The sequence below is a fragment of the Streptomyces sp. NBC_00510 genome, assembly GCA_036013505.1.
GTDB lineage: Bacteria > Actinomycetota > Actinomycetes > Streptomycetales > Streptomycetaceae > Actinacidiphila.
This window is the reverse complement of sequence record CP107851.1, coordinates 2329210-2348008: the sequence shown is the minus strand read 5'-3', so window position 1 is coordinate 2348008 and position 18799 is coordinate 2329210. Positions and strand designations below refer to the sequence as shown.

Sequence of the window (18799 nt, the reverse complement as noted above, 5' to 3'; positions counted from 1 at the left end):
CACCTCCCCAGGTGCCGCACCGGGCTATTGCCCGTACCCCGGCGAAAGAACTATCAGAGACCAGCTGGTAGCAAGCAGTCAGGCGGCCAATGCCTGGACCAGCTCCCCGACCTCCGCCCGCCTGGTGCGGACCTGGGCGTGGGTGGGGCCGATCCCGTGCCTGGACGTCATGTGCGTGAGTGCTTGGCGGGCGATCTCTCCTGTGCGCGGTACCCTGCGGCGGAAATGGCAGACCCATAAGGTCGGTTCGGCATACGTACGCCTATGGAGTGTGCCTGCGTCTGACGCAGGCACAGCCGCTGAACTCGGTCATCCTTGAGACTCCTTCCGTGTAAGCGCGCCCAGCAGTGCGGCCACTTCGTCGCGCCAGGCACGCAGCTCACCAGCGGTGGGGGAGAGTTCGTAGGAGTGGTAGTGGCAGGCCTTGCTGAGGCCGGACCAGACGGCGGACCAGCGGCGGGCGAGCTCAGCGCCTGTGTACGACTCAAGGCAGAGTGCCTGCGCGTGCGTCGGGCAGCGGGCCAGTTCGGGGCGGACGGTGCGCCAGTACTGCCGCAGTCCCTCCTCGAGGGCCAGGCGCAGCAGGAGAGCGGCGGCGCGCGGCCAGACGCCAGTTGTGGAGTTGGTGACCTGGGCAGAGCCGAGCAGCCGGTCGGTGCTCGACAGGAGGTCCATGGGGGAGGTGGGGAGCGCCGCGGCGGCAGGGCTGGGCTGCGCTGGTCGCGGCGGCGTCGGCTGAGGTACGGCCGAGGGCGCCGGTCGATGGGTGGGCGAAAACCTCGGTGTCGGGGTGGTCACAGCTCTTGCACCTTCCCGGCGAGCCGCTTGGTCTCATCGATCAACTCGTCGACATCGGGGACTGGTACGGCTTCGTGAGAGCCGCGGTTGCATAGCCGGATCAGTTCTGCGGCCCAGCTGCCGTAGGCGCGTTCGAGGTCACGGAGCACGTCGGCGCTGCGGGCCCGGTCGCCGTACATGGCCAGACCGGCGAGCTCGGTCAGCTTGTGCGCACGGGAGATCTCCCGCTCGACAGAGGCATGGTCGCGGCCGCTGCGGAGCAGCCGACGGCGGGCGGCGGGCAGGAAAGCGGCCTCCAGTGCGGTGCGGCACAGGCCCGGGAGCACCCGGGAGACGACCTCGGGAGGCATGTTGCGGGCCTTCGTGAGCGCCTTCGCGTCGTACAGGGCCTGTTTCACCGGTTCGTCTCCCTGTTTCACCTGGACGACGGACCGCTCGCGCCGTACGACCTCCAGGACGGTGGCGGGCAGCCGCAGGTACTTCAAGGCCTGGGGGAGGCGGGTGTCATGTGTGAAGACGACGACCTGCTGCTCCAGGGCGAGCGCGGACAGGACCGTGGCCAGGCCCTCGACCTTCGCAGGGTCCATGGACTGGACAGGGTCGTCGATGACCAGGAAAGGGAAGGGATTCTCCGCGAGTGTGGTGCGGGGCAGGAAGAGGGACAGCGCGAGGGAGTGCAGCTCGCCCTGACTCATCACACCGAGAGCGGGGGCGTCGATGTCGTCGACGGAGACGTCCAGGACGACGCGGCGCTGGGTGCCGGTACCGCCGAGCTGCACCGGTCCGAGGCTGACGTTGCTCTGCTGCCGAAGCGCGGCCCAGGTGGCCTGCGCGCCATTCGCTATGGGCCGCATCCGTTCGGCGCGCAACTCGTCGTGAGCGTCCTTGAGCCATTTGCGGGCCGCTTTCACCTGGTTCAGGCGAGGGCGGCCGGCCTCCGCGGTGCGGGCCCGTTCCAGCCAGGCCGCGAGGCGGGCGGCGTGGCCGCGCCACTCCTCGTCGTGCTCCGCGAGCTGCTTGGCGGCCTGCTGGGAGGTGAGGCGACAGGCGTCGGCCAGCGCGGCGGCGCTGGCCTCGGCGCGCGATGCCAGCTCGGCGGCCCTCGCTTCGGTGAGGCTGCGGCAGCCGGCCCATGCGCGCCACAGGTCGGAGAGGTCGGGTGGCAGCCAAGCCGGGGGAGGCACGACCAGGTTCCGCAAGGCCGCGGCGGCGTCACTCAGCTCGCGGCGGGCGGCACGGGCGTCCTCGGCCTCCTCGCGCAAACGATCGACCTGCTCGGCGGCGGCCGCCGCCCAACGGCCGTCGATCCGGCCCTCGCTGCCGCAGACCGGGCAGTCGGGGCGGGCGGGGCGGCGGCGATGATGGTCCAGTGCCGCGGACAACAGCTCCGCACGCTGCCAGGAGTCCTCGGCCGAGGTGGCCCGTGCGTCCTCGGCACCCGCGGCCGCCTCGCGCAGCCGAGCCACCGCCGCGTCGACCGCGGCGAGGTCGGGACCGGTCAGATCGGCGAGGCGGCGCAGTCCGGCGAGGGCGTCACCGTCGACGGCAGACTGTCCGGCCACCAGCGCCGCGGCCTTGTCGAAGTCCTGCGTACGCCCGCTCAGCGCCGATACGGCCGCCGCGGCGCGCGGGTCATCGACGGAACCCAACTCCGCCATCAGCGCAGGAAGTTCAGCAGCAGCCTGCTTGAGAGCGCCGTCGAGCTCCTTCGACTGGTCCATCAGCCGTTTGTCGGCTCCCGCGAGCTGCTCCAGCCCGAGGATGGCCGCCACCGCGTCGTACATCTCGCTCGGCTTGCCGCCGATCAGCGCGCCGAGCTCGGAGTAGGAGAGGAACGGCCGGTAATGGGCGAGGTCCCGCTCCCACCCCAGTGCGGTCAGCGGCGCGGATTCGTGGCCGGGCCGCTCCCACTCCGCATGCGACTCGGCGACGTCCTGACCGGTCCAGGCGCGGTAGACGGTGCTGGGCGCGGTGTCACCCTCGACCAGCAGCTCCACGGCGACTTGCGGGTCGTTCCCCTCGTGCAGGTTGCGCCAGCTGCGCCGCCAGATGTCGGACCTGGTCTTCCAGCGCGCGTTGTCACCGGTGAGCGCGATCTCGATGGCCTCGGCGAAGCTGGACTTGCCGGAGCCATTGCGGCCGACGACCAGAGTCAGGCCGGGGCCGGGCTTGAGCGGGAGCCGGGCGGTGCGGCCGATTCCGCGGAAGCCGCTGACGGTGACCGACTGGAGGTAGGCGCGCGACGCGCGGTCCCTCGAGGAGGTCGTTTCCTCACCAAGGCATTCGAGCAGCAGTGCCTGGGCCTCGGGGGCGAGGGAGGAACCGGCCAGCCGGATCCGGATCAGGTCGCGCAGGGAAGGGGGTGCTTCGGCGGAATTGGCTTCGGGCTGAGTTGCGCCGGAGGGCTGCTCCGGGGGTGGGGTGGTCACGACGGTCTCCTGTGGGCGCGGTCCGGCGGCGAGATGGCTTTCGGGGTCGGCTGATCGCCCCCCGCGGAGCACACGAGGAGGGCGAGGCGACCGGAGTATGGCGACGGAGGGTCGTGCGGGGTCAGCCGTCCGTGGGGCCCGTGCGCTGCGCGCCACGACGCGGTGCCGGGAGCCCCAGGTGGGTGATGACATGTGAGTGGAAGCGGTCCACGGCGGTGTCGACGCTGCGGATGAAGCCGCTTTCGGCGTTGCCGCGGGTGTTGCCCATGGTCTTCGAGAGGGTGAGCCGGAAGCCCTTGACCTGAGCGGAGTCCTTGGGCAGCAGGTCGCCGGGTTCGGGGCGCAGCTTCTCCAGGGTGCCGCGCGGCCCGGCCCCCTGACCCTCGGCGAGCAGCGTTTCGACGTGCAGGTCGGCGGGCGCCTCGGCAAGCTGGCGGACCAGGCGTTTGGCCCAGGAGAGGGGGTAGCCCTGCTCGGGCACGGGCACGTCGATCGAAGTGCGGAGCCTTCCGGTGCGCAGATCGGCGGTGATCGCGAGGGTACCGATCGCGTTCTCGATGTGGATCTCCGCGTGCAGTTGCCCGTTGTCGGCGAGGCGGTCCGCGAGTTCGGCGCGCCGGACCTGAAGGTCGGTACCGCGTTTGGCGCGTACAGGGGACACCTTCTCGCCCAGTTCGCCGCTGAGACGGAGGCTGACCTGCTGGATGAGACGCTCCCAGCTCTCGACGACCTCCACGGCCTGCTTGTCGCCGCGGACCAGGGTGTCCTCGCTGATGGCGTTGCGGAGGGGCACCCAGGCCGTGCCCATGTTCTGGAAGCCGTGACAGCCGGAGTTCTCGTGCTGGAGGTAGTGCAGGAGTTCCTGGAGCAACCACGCGTGGGCCAGGTTGGCGACGCCTTCGTGGCGGACGAGCATCTGGGCCTGGTGGACGACCTCGGCCCAGGAGAGGTGCCACAGGGCGACCTTGTGCTTGCGTCGGCCGTCGACCTTGACGTTGACGACAGGGCTGCCGGGCAGGGCCACGTCATTGGAAAGCGTGATCACTGCCTCGTAGCCGCGGCGGCCCGCGATGTCCATGTAGGACTGGACCTGCTCGTCCTTGAGCGGATTGCCATTCGTCTTGGTTTCGACCAGCGCGGTCCAGATCTTCCCGGCGCGGGAGGCCCGGATGACGCCGTCGGGGCGGACCGTGGTTGCACCGTACGTGAAAGAGGTCTCGACGAAGGTCTCCATAGCACCGGCCGGGGCGTTGAACCCGGCGGTCAGGCGGCGGCCGAACTCCGGTACCTGCGCCATGACGGACAGCAGCACCGAGGTGGCGCGGACCTCACGCTCACGGTCGCTCTTGAGCTGCGGCACCGGGAACAGCCGGGCGGACCGCCAGGTCTCGTTCTCGGCCAGTGACTTCTTGGGGCTTGCGGGCAGCGTCACCTTCTTCTTCGCGATCCGTACGCGCCGCTGCGGTGCCGCCGGCCGGGCGGCCTCTGCCGGCTCCGGTGCTCGCGGAGCGTCGTCCTGCGCCCTGGCGGCGTCGGACTGCGCGGGGATCAGGGCAACGGCCGGTTCCGGGGCGGCGGCCTCAGGCTCGTCCTCCGTGACGTGGATGCCGTAGTCGGTGGCCAGTCCCGCGAGGCCGGAGTGGTATCCCTGGCCGACGGCCCGGAACTTCCACTCCCCGTTGCGGCGGTAGATCTCGCCGAAGACGAAGGCGGTCTCCACGCTCGCGTCCTTGATGGAGAAGTGGAGAAGCGGCTCACCGGTCGCGTCGGCCAGGGTCAGCCGCAGGTCCTCCAGTTCGCCGAACGGAGCGCTGCCGGTCCGACTGGCGGCGACCACGATGCACTCGATGTCGGCGGGGATGGCCGTCAGGTCGAGGCTGATGCGGTCCTCGCTGCCGTCCGCGGTCGCCGTCGAGCCGAGCACCTGGACACTGCCGTCCGCACTGGCGGGGTTGTTGTAGAAGTAGAAGTCCTCGTCGCTGCGGACCTTGCCATTCGCATTGAGGAGCAGCACGGACACGTCCGCTTCTCCGGTCCCCGAGGGATCGGTCCAGCCCAGGGCGACCTGGATGGATCCGGTGTCCTCGCTGAGCGTGGCCAGGCCGATGTTGGCGCCCTTGGATATCTCGTGCATGCGGTGTCCTTGTCGCGTGTGCTGCTGCGTCCAATGTGTATCAGGTATGCGCAAGTCGTGGATGAACGGTGTACAGAAGAGGAACGTGCCCAGTTGGCGCCCCCGCGATGGAGCGGTTCCGACCGGCGGACTCGTCAGCCGAGGGTGTTGGCGAGAGGCGGGCGAACGAGATGTCGCGCGGCGGTGGAGGACGTCAGTCAGCCGACCTGCGTCCACTTCGGAGCGACGTCCCGCAGGGTGTCGTTCAGGGGAACGCTTCGTCTCCGCTTGCGGGCCGTCGGGGTCAGGGTGCGGGGTCGGCCTTGGCGGTGTCGTTGACGTTGGTGAGGCAGGCCTTCATGAAGTCGTCGCGGTGGACCGTGCCGCCGGTGGGTTCCTTGGAGATCTGGGAGTACTGCAGCGAGCAAGTGGTGTCACTGGCGGTGAACGTCACTGTGCCGTCGTCGGTGTAGACGCCGCCTGCGATGACGCCGGCCGCGTAGCTGCCGAGCAGAGTTGAGCGGCCGAAGACCGGCTTGTCCACGGTCTTGGTGATCGTCTGGGTGACGACCTTGGGCGGGCGGGCCGCGGCCTGCTCGGCACGGTGCGAGGCAGAGGCGGCTTTGTGGCGGGCGGCGTCCAGCGCGGAGTGGGTGCGCAGATGGTCGACCACGGCCGCGGTACCGCAGGCGGCGGCCAGTCCGCAGGCAGCGATGGCGATGATCTTGTCTCGGGTCACCGGGTGTTCCTTTGCGAAGGAAGAGTGAAGTGGGACGCCGGCTGCGGCGACCGGTGGGTGGCGGGCGGCGCGGGGCCACCCGCCACTGGGCGGGACGAATGGCTAGGCGTGGAAGGTGCTCCGTGCGGGGTCAGGCGGTGCGGGCCGCGACGGAGCGGACTTGCGCGTAGACAGTGAAAAAGAGCTCCAGTTCGGCTGCCTCGTCCGGCGTGGCGCGGCCGGTGGCGAGCCGGGTACGGGCGTCGCGGTGGGCCTGGCGCAGGTACCCGCTGCGGTCCAGGTGGTGCCACAGGAGCCGGAAGGCCTGCTGGTGGTCGTACAGGCCCGTCTCGTACTCGCCCCGCGAGACGCGGCGGGCCTGTTCCAGAAGGGCGCGGAAGTTCTCCTCGTCGCTGCGCTGAAGCAGCGCGGCCAGGTGCCGGTAGTAGACGTTGAGCTCGGGCTCGCCGGACTCGGTCAAGCTGTGATTCTCCCTCTCGCTTGGGTGATGGCCGGGGGTTTGGGGGCAGCGGGTGTCGGGCGGTCAGCCGACCTTGGCCCACTTCTGGCAGCCGGTCGTCTTGAACACCTCGCCCTTGCGGACGGTCACCCGGCCGCTTCCCTGCAGGTTGTTGTTGGCGATGATCGAGTCGAAGTCGCCGGTGGAGTCCTTGGTGCGCTCCCAGTAGCACAGGGAGCCGTCGGGGCCGGCGGTGCGGTAGGTGCCGGCCTTCATGTCGCTGCCGACCAGGTACTCGCCGTCCCCGGCGACGCTGGTGGCGGGGCCCTTGGGCTTGGGCGGCTTGGCGGTCACCGTCTTGGTGGCGGTCACGGTCACCGTCGGGGCCGGGGCGGCGGCCGCCTTGGTGGTGGCGGTCACCGTGGCGGCCGGAGCGGGGGCCGAGTTGCCGTCGGCTTCGGCGCCTCCGCCGCCCGCGGCGGTGCCGAGGAATAGGGCGACGACTCCGACCGCGCCGTGGGTGATCCAGGCCTTGCGCCGCGAGGGCTTGCCCTGCGGCTGCGGAGCCGGGAAATGGGCGGTCGGGTGCTGCGTCGCCCACTGCGGGGTGGACGGGTTCGGCGGGTACGGAGGCATGGCAGAGCTCATGGCGGTTCCTTGGTGAAGTGGCCTGGGTAGCGCGAATGGCGCCAGTGGGCGTGGGAGTGCGCTGTGGCCGCCGGCAGGGTGGGGCCTGACACGGCGCATGGCAAAGATGTGCGCAGGCTCTGCCCGTTGGGCTGGAGCCGTGCGGTTGCCAGGAGCGTAGCGCCATCCGGTCGAACTTTGGAACCCTTTGGAAAACATTGGAAGCGAGTGGAGTCTGGGCTATGCTGCCGTCATGCCCGAGTCACTCGAAGCACTCGAACAGCGGATGACGGACCTGCGTGCCTCACTGCGCGAAGCAACGCGCGCGGGCGACAAGGCCGCCGCGACGAAGGCCCGACGTGAACTGAGCGACGTGGAGCAGGCGTGGAACGACGCTTTGGACGCTGAGGCAGCGGGCCCGGGCGCGGCGCCGCAGGCCGAAACCCCGCTGCGGCCACGACCGGACGCTCCGGCAAGGACCCTCGCCCGCGCCGTCGGCGGCGTGATCCCCGTGCGTGAGCAGGTGCACCAGGCGCTCACCGTCCTCGGCGCCAGCGCCGCTCCCAAACTGATCTCCGCCGCTCACGAGGCGTTCTTCGCCGACACGATCGTCACCACCCGCCTGGCGTCACTGCGACGTGACGAGGAGCGCTCCTTCGCCGCACAGGCCTACGCGCGCCCCTACTACATCTGCGCGGCCCTCACCCACGACCGGCTGACCCCTGCCAGAGGGCTCCTCGCCCTGTCCACCTGGCCACTGGAACAGCGCATCGTCGGGCCGCTCGGCCCGCGCACCGACTTCCTCACCCAAGCCGTCAAGGTCGCCAAGCAGATCCAGCGCATCCAGGCGACCGGCGAGCAGCCATCGGACGCCGCCTGGCGGCTCCTGCACCGCTTCGCGCAGAACGTACCCGGAGCCCACGAAGGCTTCGGTGCCGCCGACCCCGAACGGGTCATCCGCGCCGCCACCACGGAATCCGAGGTCCACGCTGCGGATGACGCCGAACATCGGCAGGCCGCCGCTCAGCGCGCGCGCAAACTGACCGATACGCAGAAACTCTTCGGCGCACCAGCGCTCGGACTCGCCGACCACACGGGCACCGACGGCTCATAACCACCTGCCCCATCCCGGTTCCATCACTGCTCACACGCACCACCCAGGAAGATGCCATGGCGCCGCCGCCCAGCACCGATGACAGGCTCTCGCACCTGCGCGGACCGATCGCCCCGCAGGCGTACACCGCGCGGAAGATCACTGCACTGACCGCCAACCCCGGCTGCGCCCGCCGTGCTGTGCTCGACGCCGCGGGCGTCGACAAGAACGCGCTCGCCGCTCGCGTCGGCTTCGACGCCCGCTTCGGGCAGTCCCCGTTTGCGATATCCCGGGGCAACGCGTTCGAAGACCTGGTCAAGGCCGATGGCTACGCCGCCCTGTTCACCCTGCTGCGCACGGAACTCGACGTACCCGTCCGCGAGGCCGGGGTGGCCGACCTCAACTCGGTCGGCCAGAACCCTGATCTCAAGCTCCGCGCCGCCGAGACCCGCCGATTGCTGGGTCGCGTCACGAAAGGCACCGACGAGCGTCTGATCCTGGACCACCCTGTCCTCACCCTCCAGGTCGCCGGGCAGACCGCCTACCTCGAGCCCGACGCCGTCACCCACCGCATCGGCGGCAGGTTCTACATCGCCGAGATCAAGTCGTTCGCCGCGATCGACGGACAGGCCGACCCGGGCAAGGTCGCCGAGGCGGCCAAGCAGGCCGCCGTCTACGTCATGGCGCTGCGCCAGACCCTCCTTGCCGTCGGCCTGGACGCGCAGGCGGCCGCCGACGCCGTCGCCCACCAGTTCCTGCTCATCTGCCCCAAGGACTTCGCCAACCAGCCGTACGGCAGTCTGGTCGACCTGCGCCAGAAACTCGACGCGATCGAGTTCCAACTCGGCCGCCTCGACCGTGCCGAGGACCTCGCCGCCATGCTCCCGGCCGACGCCAGCTTCGACCTGTCCGTGGGCCGGGACGGCAGCCCGGCCCGTACCGGCCGGGAACTCGCCGACGCCCTCGACGACCTCACCGCCGCCTACAGCCCCTCCTGCCTCGACTTCTGCGAACTCGCCCAGTACTGCCGGGACCAGGCCACCACCGCCTGCGAACCGGCCCGCTTGGGCACCTCCGTGCGCAACGAGCTGCCCGGAATCGACTCCACCCGCACCGCGCTCAGTCTCATCGACGCCGCACTCGAACCCGACCCCACCCAGGCCGACATCGTCGAGCGCCTCCGCGCCGCCGACCGTCTGCGCGCACGCCGGACCGGAGGCGCCGCATGAGCACCCTCACCGCCCTCGCCAAACTCCGTGCCGAGCAGGCGGGTCGAGCCCAGCCGGTCACCACCGTGCGGCACACCCACATCGCCGAGCGGCCCTTCGTCCTCATCCCGCTCAAGCTGGCCGGTGAGGCCTGCGCGCCGCTCGCCGCCATGGCCGGCACCGACCGCGACCAGCCGCACCTGCTCGTCGTACCCCAGCCGCGCAACCGCACCCAGCGCTTCCGCTTCACCGAACGACTCGCTGCGCTGCTCCTGCCGTATCTCGACTCGTGCCGTGAGCAGACCGAGACCTATGCGGCTGTCCGTGGCAAGGAAACCCGCGAACGCTACGCCGACGCCCCGCAGATCCTCCTGCCCAACCCCGGCGGTCTGGCCTTCACTCGGCTCCTGGGCCGCTCCACCCGCCTGCGCCGCACCACCGGCGAACACGCCGTCGACCCGGCCGTGCCGCTGCTCGGCAATTGGCTGACTTGGGCCTGCGACCAGAGCGAGTTCCCCGGCTCCAGCCTGCTGCTGAGCATGACGGGGCTGCTCACCGCGCACTGGGCCACCGGTCAGAGCAGCAGCGAGGACGGCAACCTGGCCGCAACTCTGGGCTGGATCGACCCGCCGTCCGACCTGACCGGCCCCGAAGCCGCTCTCCTCGCCGAGGACCCGGGCCAGCACCCGCCCGCCGGCCCCGCTACCGACCCGCTCTTCGACCGTAAGCTGGTCGAGCTGATCGCGGCCTACGACGCCGCCAGCGCAGGCGACGACGAGCAGCGCCAGGCCGCCGTCCGCAACCTCGAAACAGAACTGCGCACCCAACTGCAGCTCACCTGGCAGGACATGTGGCACGGCATCGACCTATTGCGCGACCTGCCGGCCGGCCGGAGCGTCGCCGACCGCTGGGCGTACGACCGGACCGCCTTCACCCTGCGCTCGCAGTACATCGCCGAGGGCGGAGCACCACAGCCGCGCCGCGACCACGCCGCGGGCGCCGCCCGCCGCCTCGCCCGCCTCGAGGACGCCGTCGCCCGCTACCAGACCGACCGCGCCTTCGACGATCCGCTGGTCATGGCCGAGTACGAACTCGACGGCGCCGCCTTTGCCGGCCAGGTGGTGGCCAGGGACGCCGAGCGCATGGTCCAAGGTCCCAAGCGCGCGGTGTTCCGGCCCCTGATCACGCTCCGAACCGAGACCAGGCCTCGCACCGGAGACGGCAAGGACGTGCGCAGTCCGGCCCGCACCGGCCAGAAGGCCGTGGTCATCGGCATCCGCGAGGTTGAGGACGGATTCCACGTCGATCTCGAACTCTCCGGCGGGCTCGGCAAGCAGAAACCGCCGGCACTTCCCGGCGCCATCCCCGAACTCGGCGAGGAACTCCTCTACACCGTCCTCGGCGGCCACTTCACCACGGCCTCCGTTCCGGACGACACCGACGTCCCCTGGACGCACGGGGGCCCGCGCGAGGGCTACCAGCCGACCGACGACGATGCCCAGGAGGTCTGGGAATGACCACACCGACGTCCCCCGCCCCTCAGAGCCCGGACAGCCCCGGTGCTCGAGCCGACGCCGCGGTCTCCGCCGTGCTCCACGACCTGGACACCACCGGCGAACGCGGCATCGTCGTCGACTCGCCGCCCGGCGCGGGCAAATCCACCCTCGTCGTCCGCGCCGCCGGACACCTCGCCGACCAGGACCGCCCCGTCATGATCGTCGCCCAGACCAACGAACAGGTCGACGACCTCGTCACCCGCCTCGCCACCGACCGCCCCGACCTGCGCATCGGCCGCCTCCACGCCAGCGGCTACACCGCCCCGCGCCGGATCCTCGACCTCGACAACGTCGCCTTGTCCGCCGACGTCAGCGACCTGCGGGACTTCCCGGTCGTCGTCGCCACCGCGGCGAAGTGGGCCTTCGTCAAGGATGCCTCGTGGGACTGGGCCATCGTCGACGAGGCCTACCAGATGCGCTCCGACGCGCTGCTGCGCACCGCCAAACTCTTCGACCACGCCCTCTTCGTCGGCGACCCCGGCCAGCTCGATCCCTTCGCCACCGTGGACACCGACCGCTGGGCCGGCCTCACCTGGGACCCGCTGCGCAACGCCGTCGACGTCGCCCTCGCCCACAACCCCGGCATGCCCCTGCACCAGCTGCCCATCTCCTGGCGCCTGCCAGCCTCCGCCGCGCCTCTGGTGGAGCAGGCCTTCTACCCCTTCTACCCCTTCACCCCCGGCACGCGCGACGGCGACCGGATCCTCACCCTGGCCACCTCCGCCCTCGGTGGCATCCCGATCGACCAGGTCCTCGAAAAGGCTGCCGCTACCGGCTGGGGCTACCTCGAACTGCCCCACCGCCACGCCCTGCGCACCGACGGCGAGCTTGCTGCCGCCCTCGCCGACACCGCCAACCGCCTGCTCCAGCGGGGCGCCGTCACGTACTCGTCCGGCGAAGCCTCCGAGCTCACCGCTTCCCGCATCGCCATCGGCGCCGCCCACAACGACCAGGTCGCCGCGGTCCGCGAACACCTCGACCGTCAAGGCCCCCACCTTGCTGACGTTACAGTCGACACCGCCAACCGCCTTCAGGGCCGAGAGTTCGACGTCACCCTCGTCTGGCACCCCCTGTCCGGTCGCGCCGACGCCAGTGCGTTCCATCTCGAAACCGGGCGCCTCTGCGTCCTTCTCTCCCGACACCGCCACGCCTGCATCGTCATCGGCCGCGCCGGCATCCGCGACCTCCTCGACCGCCACCCGTCCACCTCACCGGTCTACCTGGACGTCCCGCCGAAGTTCCCCGACGGGTGGCGGGCCCACCAGACCGTGCTGCAGCACCTGGGACAGACGGAGTACAGCGTCCCGGGCGGCTGAACGAACGGCAGGGTTGCCGAGGCGGCCAGGTGTCAATCCCCTCGCAACGTGCCGAACAGAACTCCCGCTCGACGGGGCACTGAGGTTGAACCGCTGGCCCCACATCGTGGCACGATGGCGGAACGCGTCAGCTCGGAGCCGTGTGATGGACGATGGACCGAGCCTTTAGAAGAGGCAAGCATGCGGTCCCTGATCAGCACGGTGCTGTCTGTCTGTCGAGGCACTCGCACGAAAACAACTGGGCTACTGGAGTAGGGACTCCGAGGGCACTCGAGGGTTGGTTCCTGGCATGATGTTCGGATGCAGCAGCTTGAGGCGCAGGAAGTCCCTCTGCACAAGGTGTTCAGTCACGACTACGACTTCCGAATACCAGATTACCAGCGGCCCTATGCCTGGGACGTCGAGCAGGCCGTTCAGTTGCTCTCCGATCTGGAGGAATCACTGGACCGGAGCTCGGACGAGCCGTACTTCCTAGGCTCAGTGGTACTGGTGAAGACGAAGGGCGTTCCCAAGGCCGAGGTCATCGATGGGCAACAGCGCTTGACCACCCTCACCATCCTGCTGTCGGTCCTACGAGACCTGGCTGAGAATTCGAACGTGCAGGGGTCTCTGGACAAGTTTGTCACTGAGCCGGGCGACCAGATGCTCGGGTTGGCGCCGAAACCCAGGCTCAGGCTACGCAAACGCGACGCTGGGTTCTTCGGGGACTACGTCCAGACCCCTGGGGCCATTACGGCACTGCTCGAGCTGAAGGAGCACACGCTGCCCACGGATGCTCAGAAGGCCGTGCGGCGCAATGCAGCGGCCCTGAAGGGCATCCTGTCCAGCTGGCCGGACGGGAGGCGGCTGCAGTTGGGCCAGATGCTCGCCCAGCGAACATACTTGGTCGTAGTCAGCACACCGGACCTCGACAGCGCACACCGCATCTTCAGCGTGATGAACTCCCGAGGACTGGACCTTTCGCCGACCGACATCTTCAAGGCGCGGATCATCGGCGCCCTCGGGGCCAGGGAGTCCGAGGAGTGCGCACGCAAGTGGGAGGACGCGGAGGAGGCACTCGGGCGCGAGGATTTCGCCGACTTGTTCCTTCACCTCCGTATGGTGTTCTCCGGGCGACGGGCCGAGCGGGAACTGCTCAGGGAGTTTCACGACCAGGTGCTCAGCCAGTACCTGGCCGGCCGGGCCGAGTCGTTCGTCAATGATGTTGTCGTACCATATGCGGACGCGTATGCGCAGATCCGCGATGCGAACTACGCAGCGCCGAACGGCGCGGAGAAAGTCAACGCCTGGTTCAAGAGGCTTGGGCAGATCGACAACAACGACTGGCGGCCCGCGGCCCTCTGGGCGGTGCGCAATTACGCGGACAATCCCGAGTGGCTTGACCATTTCTTCCGGGCTCTGGAGCGGCTGTCGGCTAGCATGTTCATCCGACGTGTCTACACAACCCCGCGAGTGACTCGCTACGCGGACCTCATACGCGAGTTGGACGCCGGCAGGGGCCTGGCATCGTCCTCCCTCCAGCTCACGGAGGAGGAGAAGGCCGACACTCTTGCCCGCCTGAATGGTGACGTGTACTCAGTCACCAAGACGCGCAAGTACATCCTGCTACGGCTGGATGAGCTATTGGCGGCCGCCTCTGGCGTGGTCTACGACCACAAGGTGATCACCGTCGAACACGTGCTACCGCAGTCCCCCAAAGCGGGCTCCCAGTGGCTCAAGGACTTCGATGACGAGCAGCGCGCTCACTGGACCCACCGGCTCGGCAATCTCGTACTGCTCAACCGGGCGAAGAATGCTTACGCCCAGAACTATGACTTCGTCGAGAAGAAGGGCAAGTACTTCACGGGCAAGCATGGCGCATCCCTCTTTGCCCTGACCATCGAGGTGATGCATGCCACCGAGTGGACGCCGGGACTGCTGCGGAAGCGGCAGGAGGAACTCGTCGGCCGGCTCGCCACCGAGTGGGGTCTTCTCCCGGACTGACTGTCCGGCGGAGCTTAGCCGACCGACGGCTCGGTGGGTGGTGCGCGGCCACCCGGCCTTCGTTCTAGTGGCTCGGTGTTGCAACGGGCGGCTAGCTGGTCGGCGGGCGCCATTGGGACTGGACTACCAACCATGTGCCTACCTATCAGAGAGGGGCAGCGATGTCTGACGACGACTACGAGGAGGGCGACGAGGAGCGGGACATTCACGCTCGCATCCGCGATGTGGACACTGACAAGGAGATCCACATCTCCACGATTCGCGATGACGACTACGAACGCTTTGTGGATTGCCGGATGTACAACGCCTCCCTGAAGGAGTACGGCGCAGGGGTGACCATCCCTCTCATGGAGCTCCATGACTTCCTGGAAGTTGTCGAGGATGCCGCCCGGCAAAGGGAGCGGCGGGGGCAAATTGAGCACCACTTCCGCGTCTATATGTCCGACGGCATGGAGATTCACGTCTCCACGATTCGCGATGACGACTGCGAACGCTGCGTCGTCCTCCGGGAGTACAACGTCTCCCTGAAGGAGTACGGCGAAGGAGTGACCATCCCTGTCGGGGTACTCAATGACTTCAGGGACGGCGTGACTGACGCCTGGCATGCCAACGGGTCGGGGAACTGGGGCCCTACATGGGGGCAGAGGGGCCTGATGAGTGAGTAGTTCAAGAAACCCCGTATAAGTCGCGGTTAAGGTGCTTTGGGATGCAATGTCCGCAGCCACACTAATGCTCTGCCGGTGAGTACCTGGCAGAGTAGGGCGCGGTCAATCTTCGATACATCAGCCACCTGATCCTGCATCATAATTCTGGCCATCGGTGAAGTGCGCGGTCAAGTCCAGCAATACCGCGAAGCGGCTTTCCAAGCAGCAACAGGAACTCTGGCGCCTGCGCGCATTACAGGACCTGGAGTTCGCCCGTGACGCCGAGCGACGGCGCAACGGACTGGGGGCTGCTCTGGTGAGAAGCCGTCGAAACCCGGCGAGGCCTGTACCCGTCAAACCGCAGGGGAAGCGGTCGAAGAACGCCACGGATGCCCGCGGCAATGCCTTCGCGGCCTCACGCGTCAAGAACAGCGGTGAGGGTGGCCTGCGCCTACCCCACGTGGTCGCGCATGCCAACATGTGACTGACCCCGGAGGAGATGCAGCGCGAGCGGCGGATTCGGCTCACCCGGGAGAAGAGGCAGACGGAGCGGAAACTGGCGAAGAAGAAGACGCAGTCCGCCAAGAAGTCCGGGGAAGCCCTCAACTGAACGAAGACGAGCGGAACAAGATCGCAGGACAAGCTCAGTCCCGCCGCCAGCGGATGAGGTACGCCGGCAGCCGTGCGGCCGGACAGGCCGACGCCTGTCACCTGATCAGGAATGGGCGCCGCGCCAGCTTCTGCCAGGGCTGTTCACCATGAATGCACAAGCCACTACGCTGCTCACGCGGTCGCCCCGACCTCACCCGCCTCTGTGGTGCGGCTTCGGCGTGACCACTTGGGGACAGCCCGGGGAGGGCCGTCCGTATGCCGGGGGGAGCGCGGTGACGCGTGCCGGTATGGGCGGATCGTGCGGCCTGCAAGGGGGAGGGACATGAACCGCTGGGTCGGCATCGTGTCGCTGCGGGAAACCGCGGCGCCGACACCCGTGCACCGGATCGCGCTCGCCATCGAGGCGGCGCGGCAGCGGACGTCGTACGTGATCGGCGGACGGCAGGTGTCGTACGCGCGGATGCGGGCGGCGCTGCGCAGCGTCGGTCAGGCGTACGCGCAACGCTCCGAATGGGATCGGTACACGTACTGCATGGACCTGGCCGGAGCCTTCTTCAACGGGGTTGAGCCGCCCCAGGGGCTGCCTGGCTGGCTTGTCGCAGACCTGCGCGACGCGCTGGACCGCATCGACGGTTCACGGACTGACCGGGCGCGGAAGAAGGACGTTCGCAAGTCGACGCCTGCGAAGCACGAGCCTCGGCGGACCCGGCCGGCTCGGCCCGAGCCCGCGGGCCAAGGTCGGAGCGCTCCTGCCCGGCCCGCACGGTCTGCGTCCCGTGGCGACCAGCGCACACCTGAGCCCGTCCGGCCCTACCAGCGGGTCGGACGACGGACGGTTGCCCGCGACGTCACGTACCCGCCGCTCCCCGCACCGCCGGAAGAATTGGTCGCCGAGCCCGGTGCTGCGGTGAGCGCGGCCGTACGGGAGGCCGTGGGGCAGTGGAGCCCAGGGGCGGAGGAGACCGCGTGGCTAGGGCTGGCCGCCGAACACCGCAGTCACCTATATGAGAGCTGTCAGGCCGACCAGGTCACGCCCTATGTTCTTCGCCTGCTGGACCGGCTTGGGGCCACCACACTCGACGTGATCCTGCTCGATGCCTACGCACGGTGGGCCGCCCCACAAAAGTCGGGCGAGCAGTCAGCCGAACACGTCCGGCGCCGTCATGCGGCCGACCTCGCGCTGGGCCAATGGATTTTCGACCACAGTTTGGCCCGAATGGGCACAGGCGAGGCGCAGCAGCCCGCCCGTTCCGTGTTCGAAGGGGTCGGCCGTCAGATCCTCGGTGCGCTCAGCATCTTCGGCGAGCACGACGTCGCCCGCCGGCTCGTCGCCGCCGTCTGGCGCGACCTGGACCGCCCGTCGGCCGAGCCCGATGCTGATCCTGTTGCGTTGGCTCACACGGCCTTTTACAAGGAAGGGCTGAGCTACGACTACGACGAGGAAGGGCCCGACCACCAAAAGGCCTTCCGTGCCATCGCCCGCACCGACAGAGGTCGTACAGCCGAGGGCACCGGGCCGTCGAAGAAGGCCGCACGGGCGGCCGCGGCCCGAGCGTTCCTGGAGCGGTACCCACAGGCGGCCGGGCCGGTAGGCAAGGGGCAGAAAACGACACTCACCACGGACCGGACTCTGCGTCCGCTGCCGTATGCGCAGCCGGGGAACAGTCACTTTGACGCCGTCAACGACCTGGCGGCGATGTTCGAGGTCGGCCACCGGGCGGACGGACTCCTCGCCCAAGCCCTCACCCACGCTTCGTGGATCCTTGAGAACCAGGCTGCCGTGGCTGCCGCACATCAGCGCAACAATCAGCTCCTCGCGCATCAGGGCTCGCACGTCATCGCCTACCTTGCCGCGCATGTCAGGGCACGTCGCGTCCTGGCACAGGGGCTCACCCCCGACGAGGACGAGGCCCGTATCCACACCACCGCGGACGAGGACACCGCCCGGCTTGGCGCGGCCCTCCACCTGGCGGAAGGGCTGCTGACCAGCCACGGAGAGAGCGGGCAGGGTCGCACGACGGTGTCGGACGCCGCCCAGGCGGTCGTCGCTGCGGCTTGGCGCACGCGGGGGCCGGGCCTGCTGCTGCGGCGGCCCGTGGTCGTCGACGAATGGCTCGACGGGCTGGAGCACCCCCTTGACCCGGTGACCGTCCTCGCCACCATGGCCACCACGTACGGCGTCGCCCACGACTACGAGTACGACTTCTCGGGGCCGGACCACCTCAAGAGCTTCACGGCCACGGTCGTACTGCGCGACACACGTGGCCGCGTTTACCAGTGGACCGAACAACTGCCCGGTACGCCCGGGAAACCGGAGGCCAAGAAGGCGACCGCCCAGGCCATTCTCGACGTCCTCGGCGCACCAGCCGACGACCTCGTCGACGCCCTCCTCGACCCGGAACGTGACCTGCTCGGCTACCTGCTGCGTGCCCAGCTCGATGGCCTCGGCCCGACCTCGGAACGGCAGCGCGCCCGCATCGTCGCTCGCGGCGACCTCGGCACCGACCTCCTCGCCACCGGCGACACCGAGGCGTTCGTCGCCTGGGCCGACCGCGTCACGGCCCTGCTCGGTCCGGACGGCAAGAGAGCATGCGAGACGCTGCGGGAGCTGTACCGCAAGATCGTCGACGACGCCCGGCACGGGCCGCGTTCCCTGCTGCGCCGGATGGCCGCGGATCCGGGCACCGACACCGGCAGCACGGTGCGGCGCCATGCTTCCGACGCTGTCCGGCGTGCAGCCGGAACCGGGCCTTGGGCCGCGTCCGTACGAGACATCGTGCAGGACTGGTGGCGCGACCAAGCCCCGCGTACCGGGGTCACGGTCCGCGACGACATGCGCCAAGGCACGTTCCTGCCGCTGCCGGTCCACCTCGGCGCGCTGAACGAGGCATTGACGTGGTGCGGTGAGGCGGCCGAAGCAGCAGGCACCCAGATTGACGCCGAGCTGACCATCCGGGACGGCACGCTGCACGTCTGGATTGGGCTCCCCAACGTCGACGTGCCGACGGCCTGCGACGACTTCGGGCGGCTGCTTTCCCGCACCCTGCCCTACACCGACTGCCTGGTCGCCGAGGACCACGTCCTGCTGCGGCTGCACGGCGCCCATGACACAGCTCGACTGTCGCCCCTGGCCGCAGCGGGACTGGACGCCTATGCGTCCGCTACCAGGTATCGGCAGAGGCCCGCCGAGGAGTTTCCCGAGGCGTCCATGGCGGAGGAGCGAGAGGGGAACATCTGACAAC

General features: G+C 69.2%; 14 protein-coding genes. 8 read left to right on the top strand and 6 right to left on the bottom strand.

The features are described 5' to 3' along the window. Positions 1-309: 309 nt before the first annotated feature. The 6 genes from OG937_10370 to OG937_10345 all read right to left on the bottom strand — a co-directional run bounded on the left by OG937_10370 (position 310) and on the right by OG937_10345 (position 7166). Positions 310-675, bottom strand: a complete 366-nt coding sequence (locus OG937_10370; GenBank protein WUD72073.1) for a hypothetical protein — start codon at positions 673-675, stop codon at positions 310-312. Positions 676-794: 119 nt separating this feature from the next. Continuing rightward, positions 795-3227 carry an AAA family ATPase gene (locus OG937_10365; protein ID WUD72072.1) on the bottom strand — a complete coding sequence of 811 codons (2433 nt, stop codon included), beginning with the start codon at positions 3225-3227 and terminating at the stop codon, positions 795-797. Between the two features lie 121 nt (positions 3228-3348). Next, positions 3349-5361, bottom strand: a complete 2013-nt coding sequence (locus OG937_10360) for a TerD family protein (GenBank protein ID WUD72071.1) — start codon at positions 5359-5361, stop codon at positions 3349-3351. A gap of 283 nt (positions 5362-5644) precedes the next feature. Continuing rightward, positions 5645-6079, bottom strand: a complete 435-nt coding sequence (locus OG937_10355) for a hypothetical protein (GenBank protein WUD72070.1) — start codon at positions 6077-6079, stop codon at positions 5645-5647. A 130-nt stretch (positions 6080-6209) separates the two neighbouring features. Next, the gene (locus tag OG937_10350; GenBank protein WUD72069.1) at positions 6210-6539 is read right to left on the bottom strand and encodes a hypothetical protein; all 330 of its coding nucleotides are present in this window, start codon (positions 6537-6539) and stop codon (positions 6210-6212) included. Positions 6540-6602: 63 nt separating this feature from the next. Further along, positions 6603-7166, bottom strand: a complete 564-nt coding sequence (locus OG937_10345; GenBank protein WUD72068.1) for a hypothetical protein — start codon at positions 7164-7166, stop codon at positions 6603-6605. Between the two features lie 232 nt (positions 7167-7398). On the opposite strand from OG937_10345, the gene OG937_10340 reads away from it, so the two are divergent. The 8 genes from OG937_10340 (at position 7399) to OG937_10305 (ending at position 18795) form a co-directional block, all read left to right on the top strand. Continuing rightward, positions 7399-8259 carry a hypothetical protein gene (locus OG937_10340; protein ID WUD72067.1) on the top strand — a complete coding sequence of 287 codons (861 nt, stop codon included), beginning with the start codon at positions 7399-7401 and terminating at the stop codon, positions 8257-8259. A 56-nt stretch (positions 8260-8315) separates the two neighbouring features. Continuing rightward, positions 8316-9467, top strand: a complete 1152-nt coding sequence (locus OG937_10335) for a hypothetical protein (GenBank protein ID WUD72066.1) — start codon at positions 8316-8318, stop codon at positions 9465-9467. After that, on the top strand, positions 9464-10963 hold the full coding sequence (locus tag OG937_10330; GenBank protein WUD72065.1) for a hypothetical protein: 1500 nt from the start codon (positions 9464-9466) through the stop codon (positions 10961-10963). Before OG937_10335 ends, OG937_10330 begins: the two co-directional genes overlap by 4 nt. Then, positions 10960-12318 (top strand): AAA family ATPase, encoded by a 1359-nt coding sequence (locus OG937_10325; GenBank protein WUD72064.1) that lies wholly within the window; start codon positions 10960-10962, stop codon positions 12316-12318. The genes OG937_10330 and OG937_10325 overlap by 4 nt, the downstream gene beginning before the upstream one ends. Positions 12319-12618: 300 nt before the next feature. Then, positions 12619-14301, top strand: a complete 1683-nt coding sequence (locus OG937_10320) for a DUF262 domain-containing HNH endonuclease family protein (GenBank protein WUD72063.1) — start codon at positions 12619-12621, stop codon at positions 14299-14301. A 161-nt stretch (positions 14302-14462) separates the two neighbouring features. Next, entirely contained in the window at positions 14463-14966 is a 504-nt protein-coding gene (locus OG937_10315) for a hypothetical protein (GenBank protein ID WUD72062.1), read from the top strand. Positions 14967-15120: 154 nt separating this feature from the next. Next, complete coding sequence (locus tag OG937_10310; GenBank protein ID WUD72061.1) at positions 15121-15429, top strand: hypothetical protein; 309 nt, start codon at positions 15121-15123, stop codon at positions 15427-15429. 450 nt (positions 15430-15879) lie between these two features. Then, positions 15880-18795: a hypothetical protein gene (locus OG937_10305; protein WUD72060.1), complete on the top strand. Its 2916-nt coding sequence runs from the start codon at positions 15880-15882 to the stop codon at positions 18793-18795. Positions 18796-18799: the final 4 nt, after the last annotated feature.

What these genes read in the sequence shown, in the direction of transcription:
- OG937_10370 (WUD72073.1), bottom strand. Translation starts at nt 675, where the DNA reads ATGGACCTCCTGTCGAGCACCGACCGGCTGCTCGGCTCTGCCCAGGTC.
- OG937_10360 (WUD72071.1), bottom strand. Translation starts at nt 5,361, where the DNA reads ATGCACGAGATATCCAAGGGCGCCAACATCGGCCTGGCCACGCTCAGC.
- OG937_10345 (WUD72068.1), bottom strand. Translation starts at nt 7,166, where the DNA reads ATGAGCTCTGCCATGCCTCCGTACCCGCCGAACCCGTCCACCCCGCAG.
- OG937_10340 (WUD72067.1), top strand. Translation starts at nt 7,399, where the DNA reads ATGCCCGAGTCACTCGAAGCACTCGAACAGCGGATGACGGACCTGCGT.
- OG937_10335 (WUD72066.1), top strand. Translation starts at nt 8,316, where the DNA reads ATGGCGCCGCCGCCCAGCACCGATGACAGGCTCTCGCACCTGCGCGGA.
- OG937_10330 (WUD72065.1), top strand. Translation starts at nt 9,464, where the DNA reads ATGAGCACCCTCACCGCCCTCGCCAAACTCCGTGCCGAGCAGGCGGGT.
- OG937_10325 (WUD72064.1), top strand. Translation starts at nt 10,960, where the DNA reads ATGACCACACCGACGTCCCCCGCCCCTCAGAGCCCGGACAGCCCCGGT.
- OG937_10320 (WUD72063.1), top strand. Translation starts at nt 12,619, where the DNA reads ATGCAGCAGCTTGAGGCGCAGGAAGTCCCTCTGCACAAGGTGTTCAGT.
- OG937_10315 (WUD72062.1), top strand. Translation starts at nt 14,463, where the DNA reads ATGTCTGACGACGACTACGAGGAGGGCGACGAGGAGCGGGACATTCAC.
- OG937_10305 (WUD72060.1), top strand. Translation starts at nt 15,880, where the DNA reads ATGAACCGCTGGGTCGGCATCGTGTCGCTGCGGGAAACCGCGGCGCCG.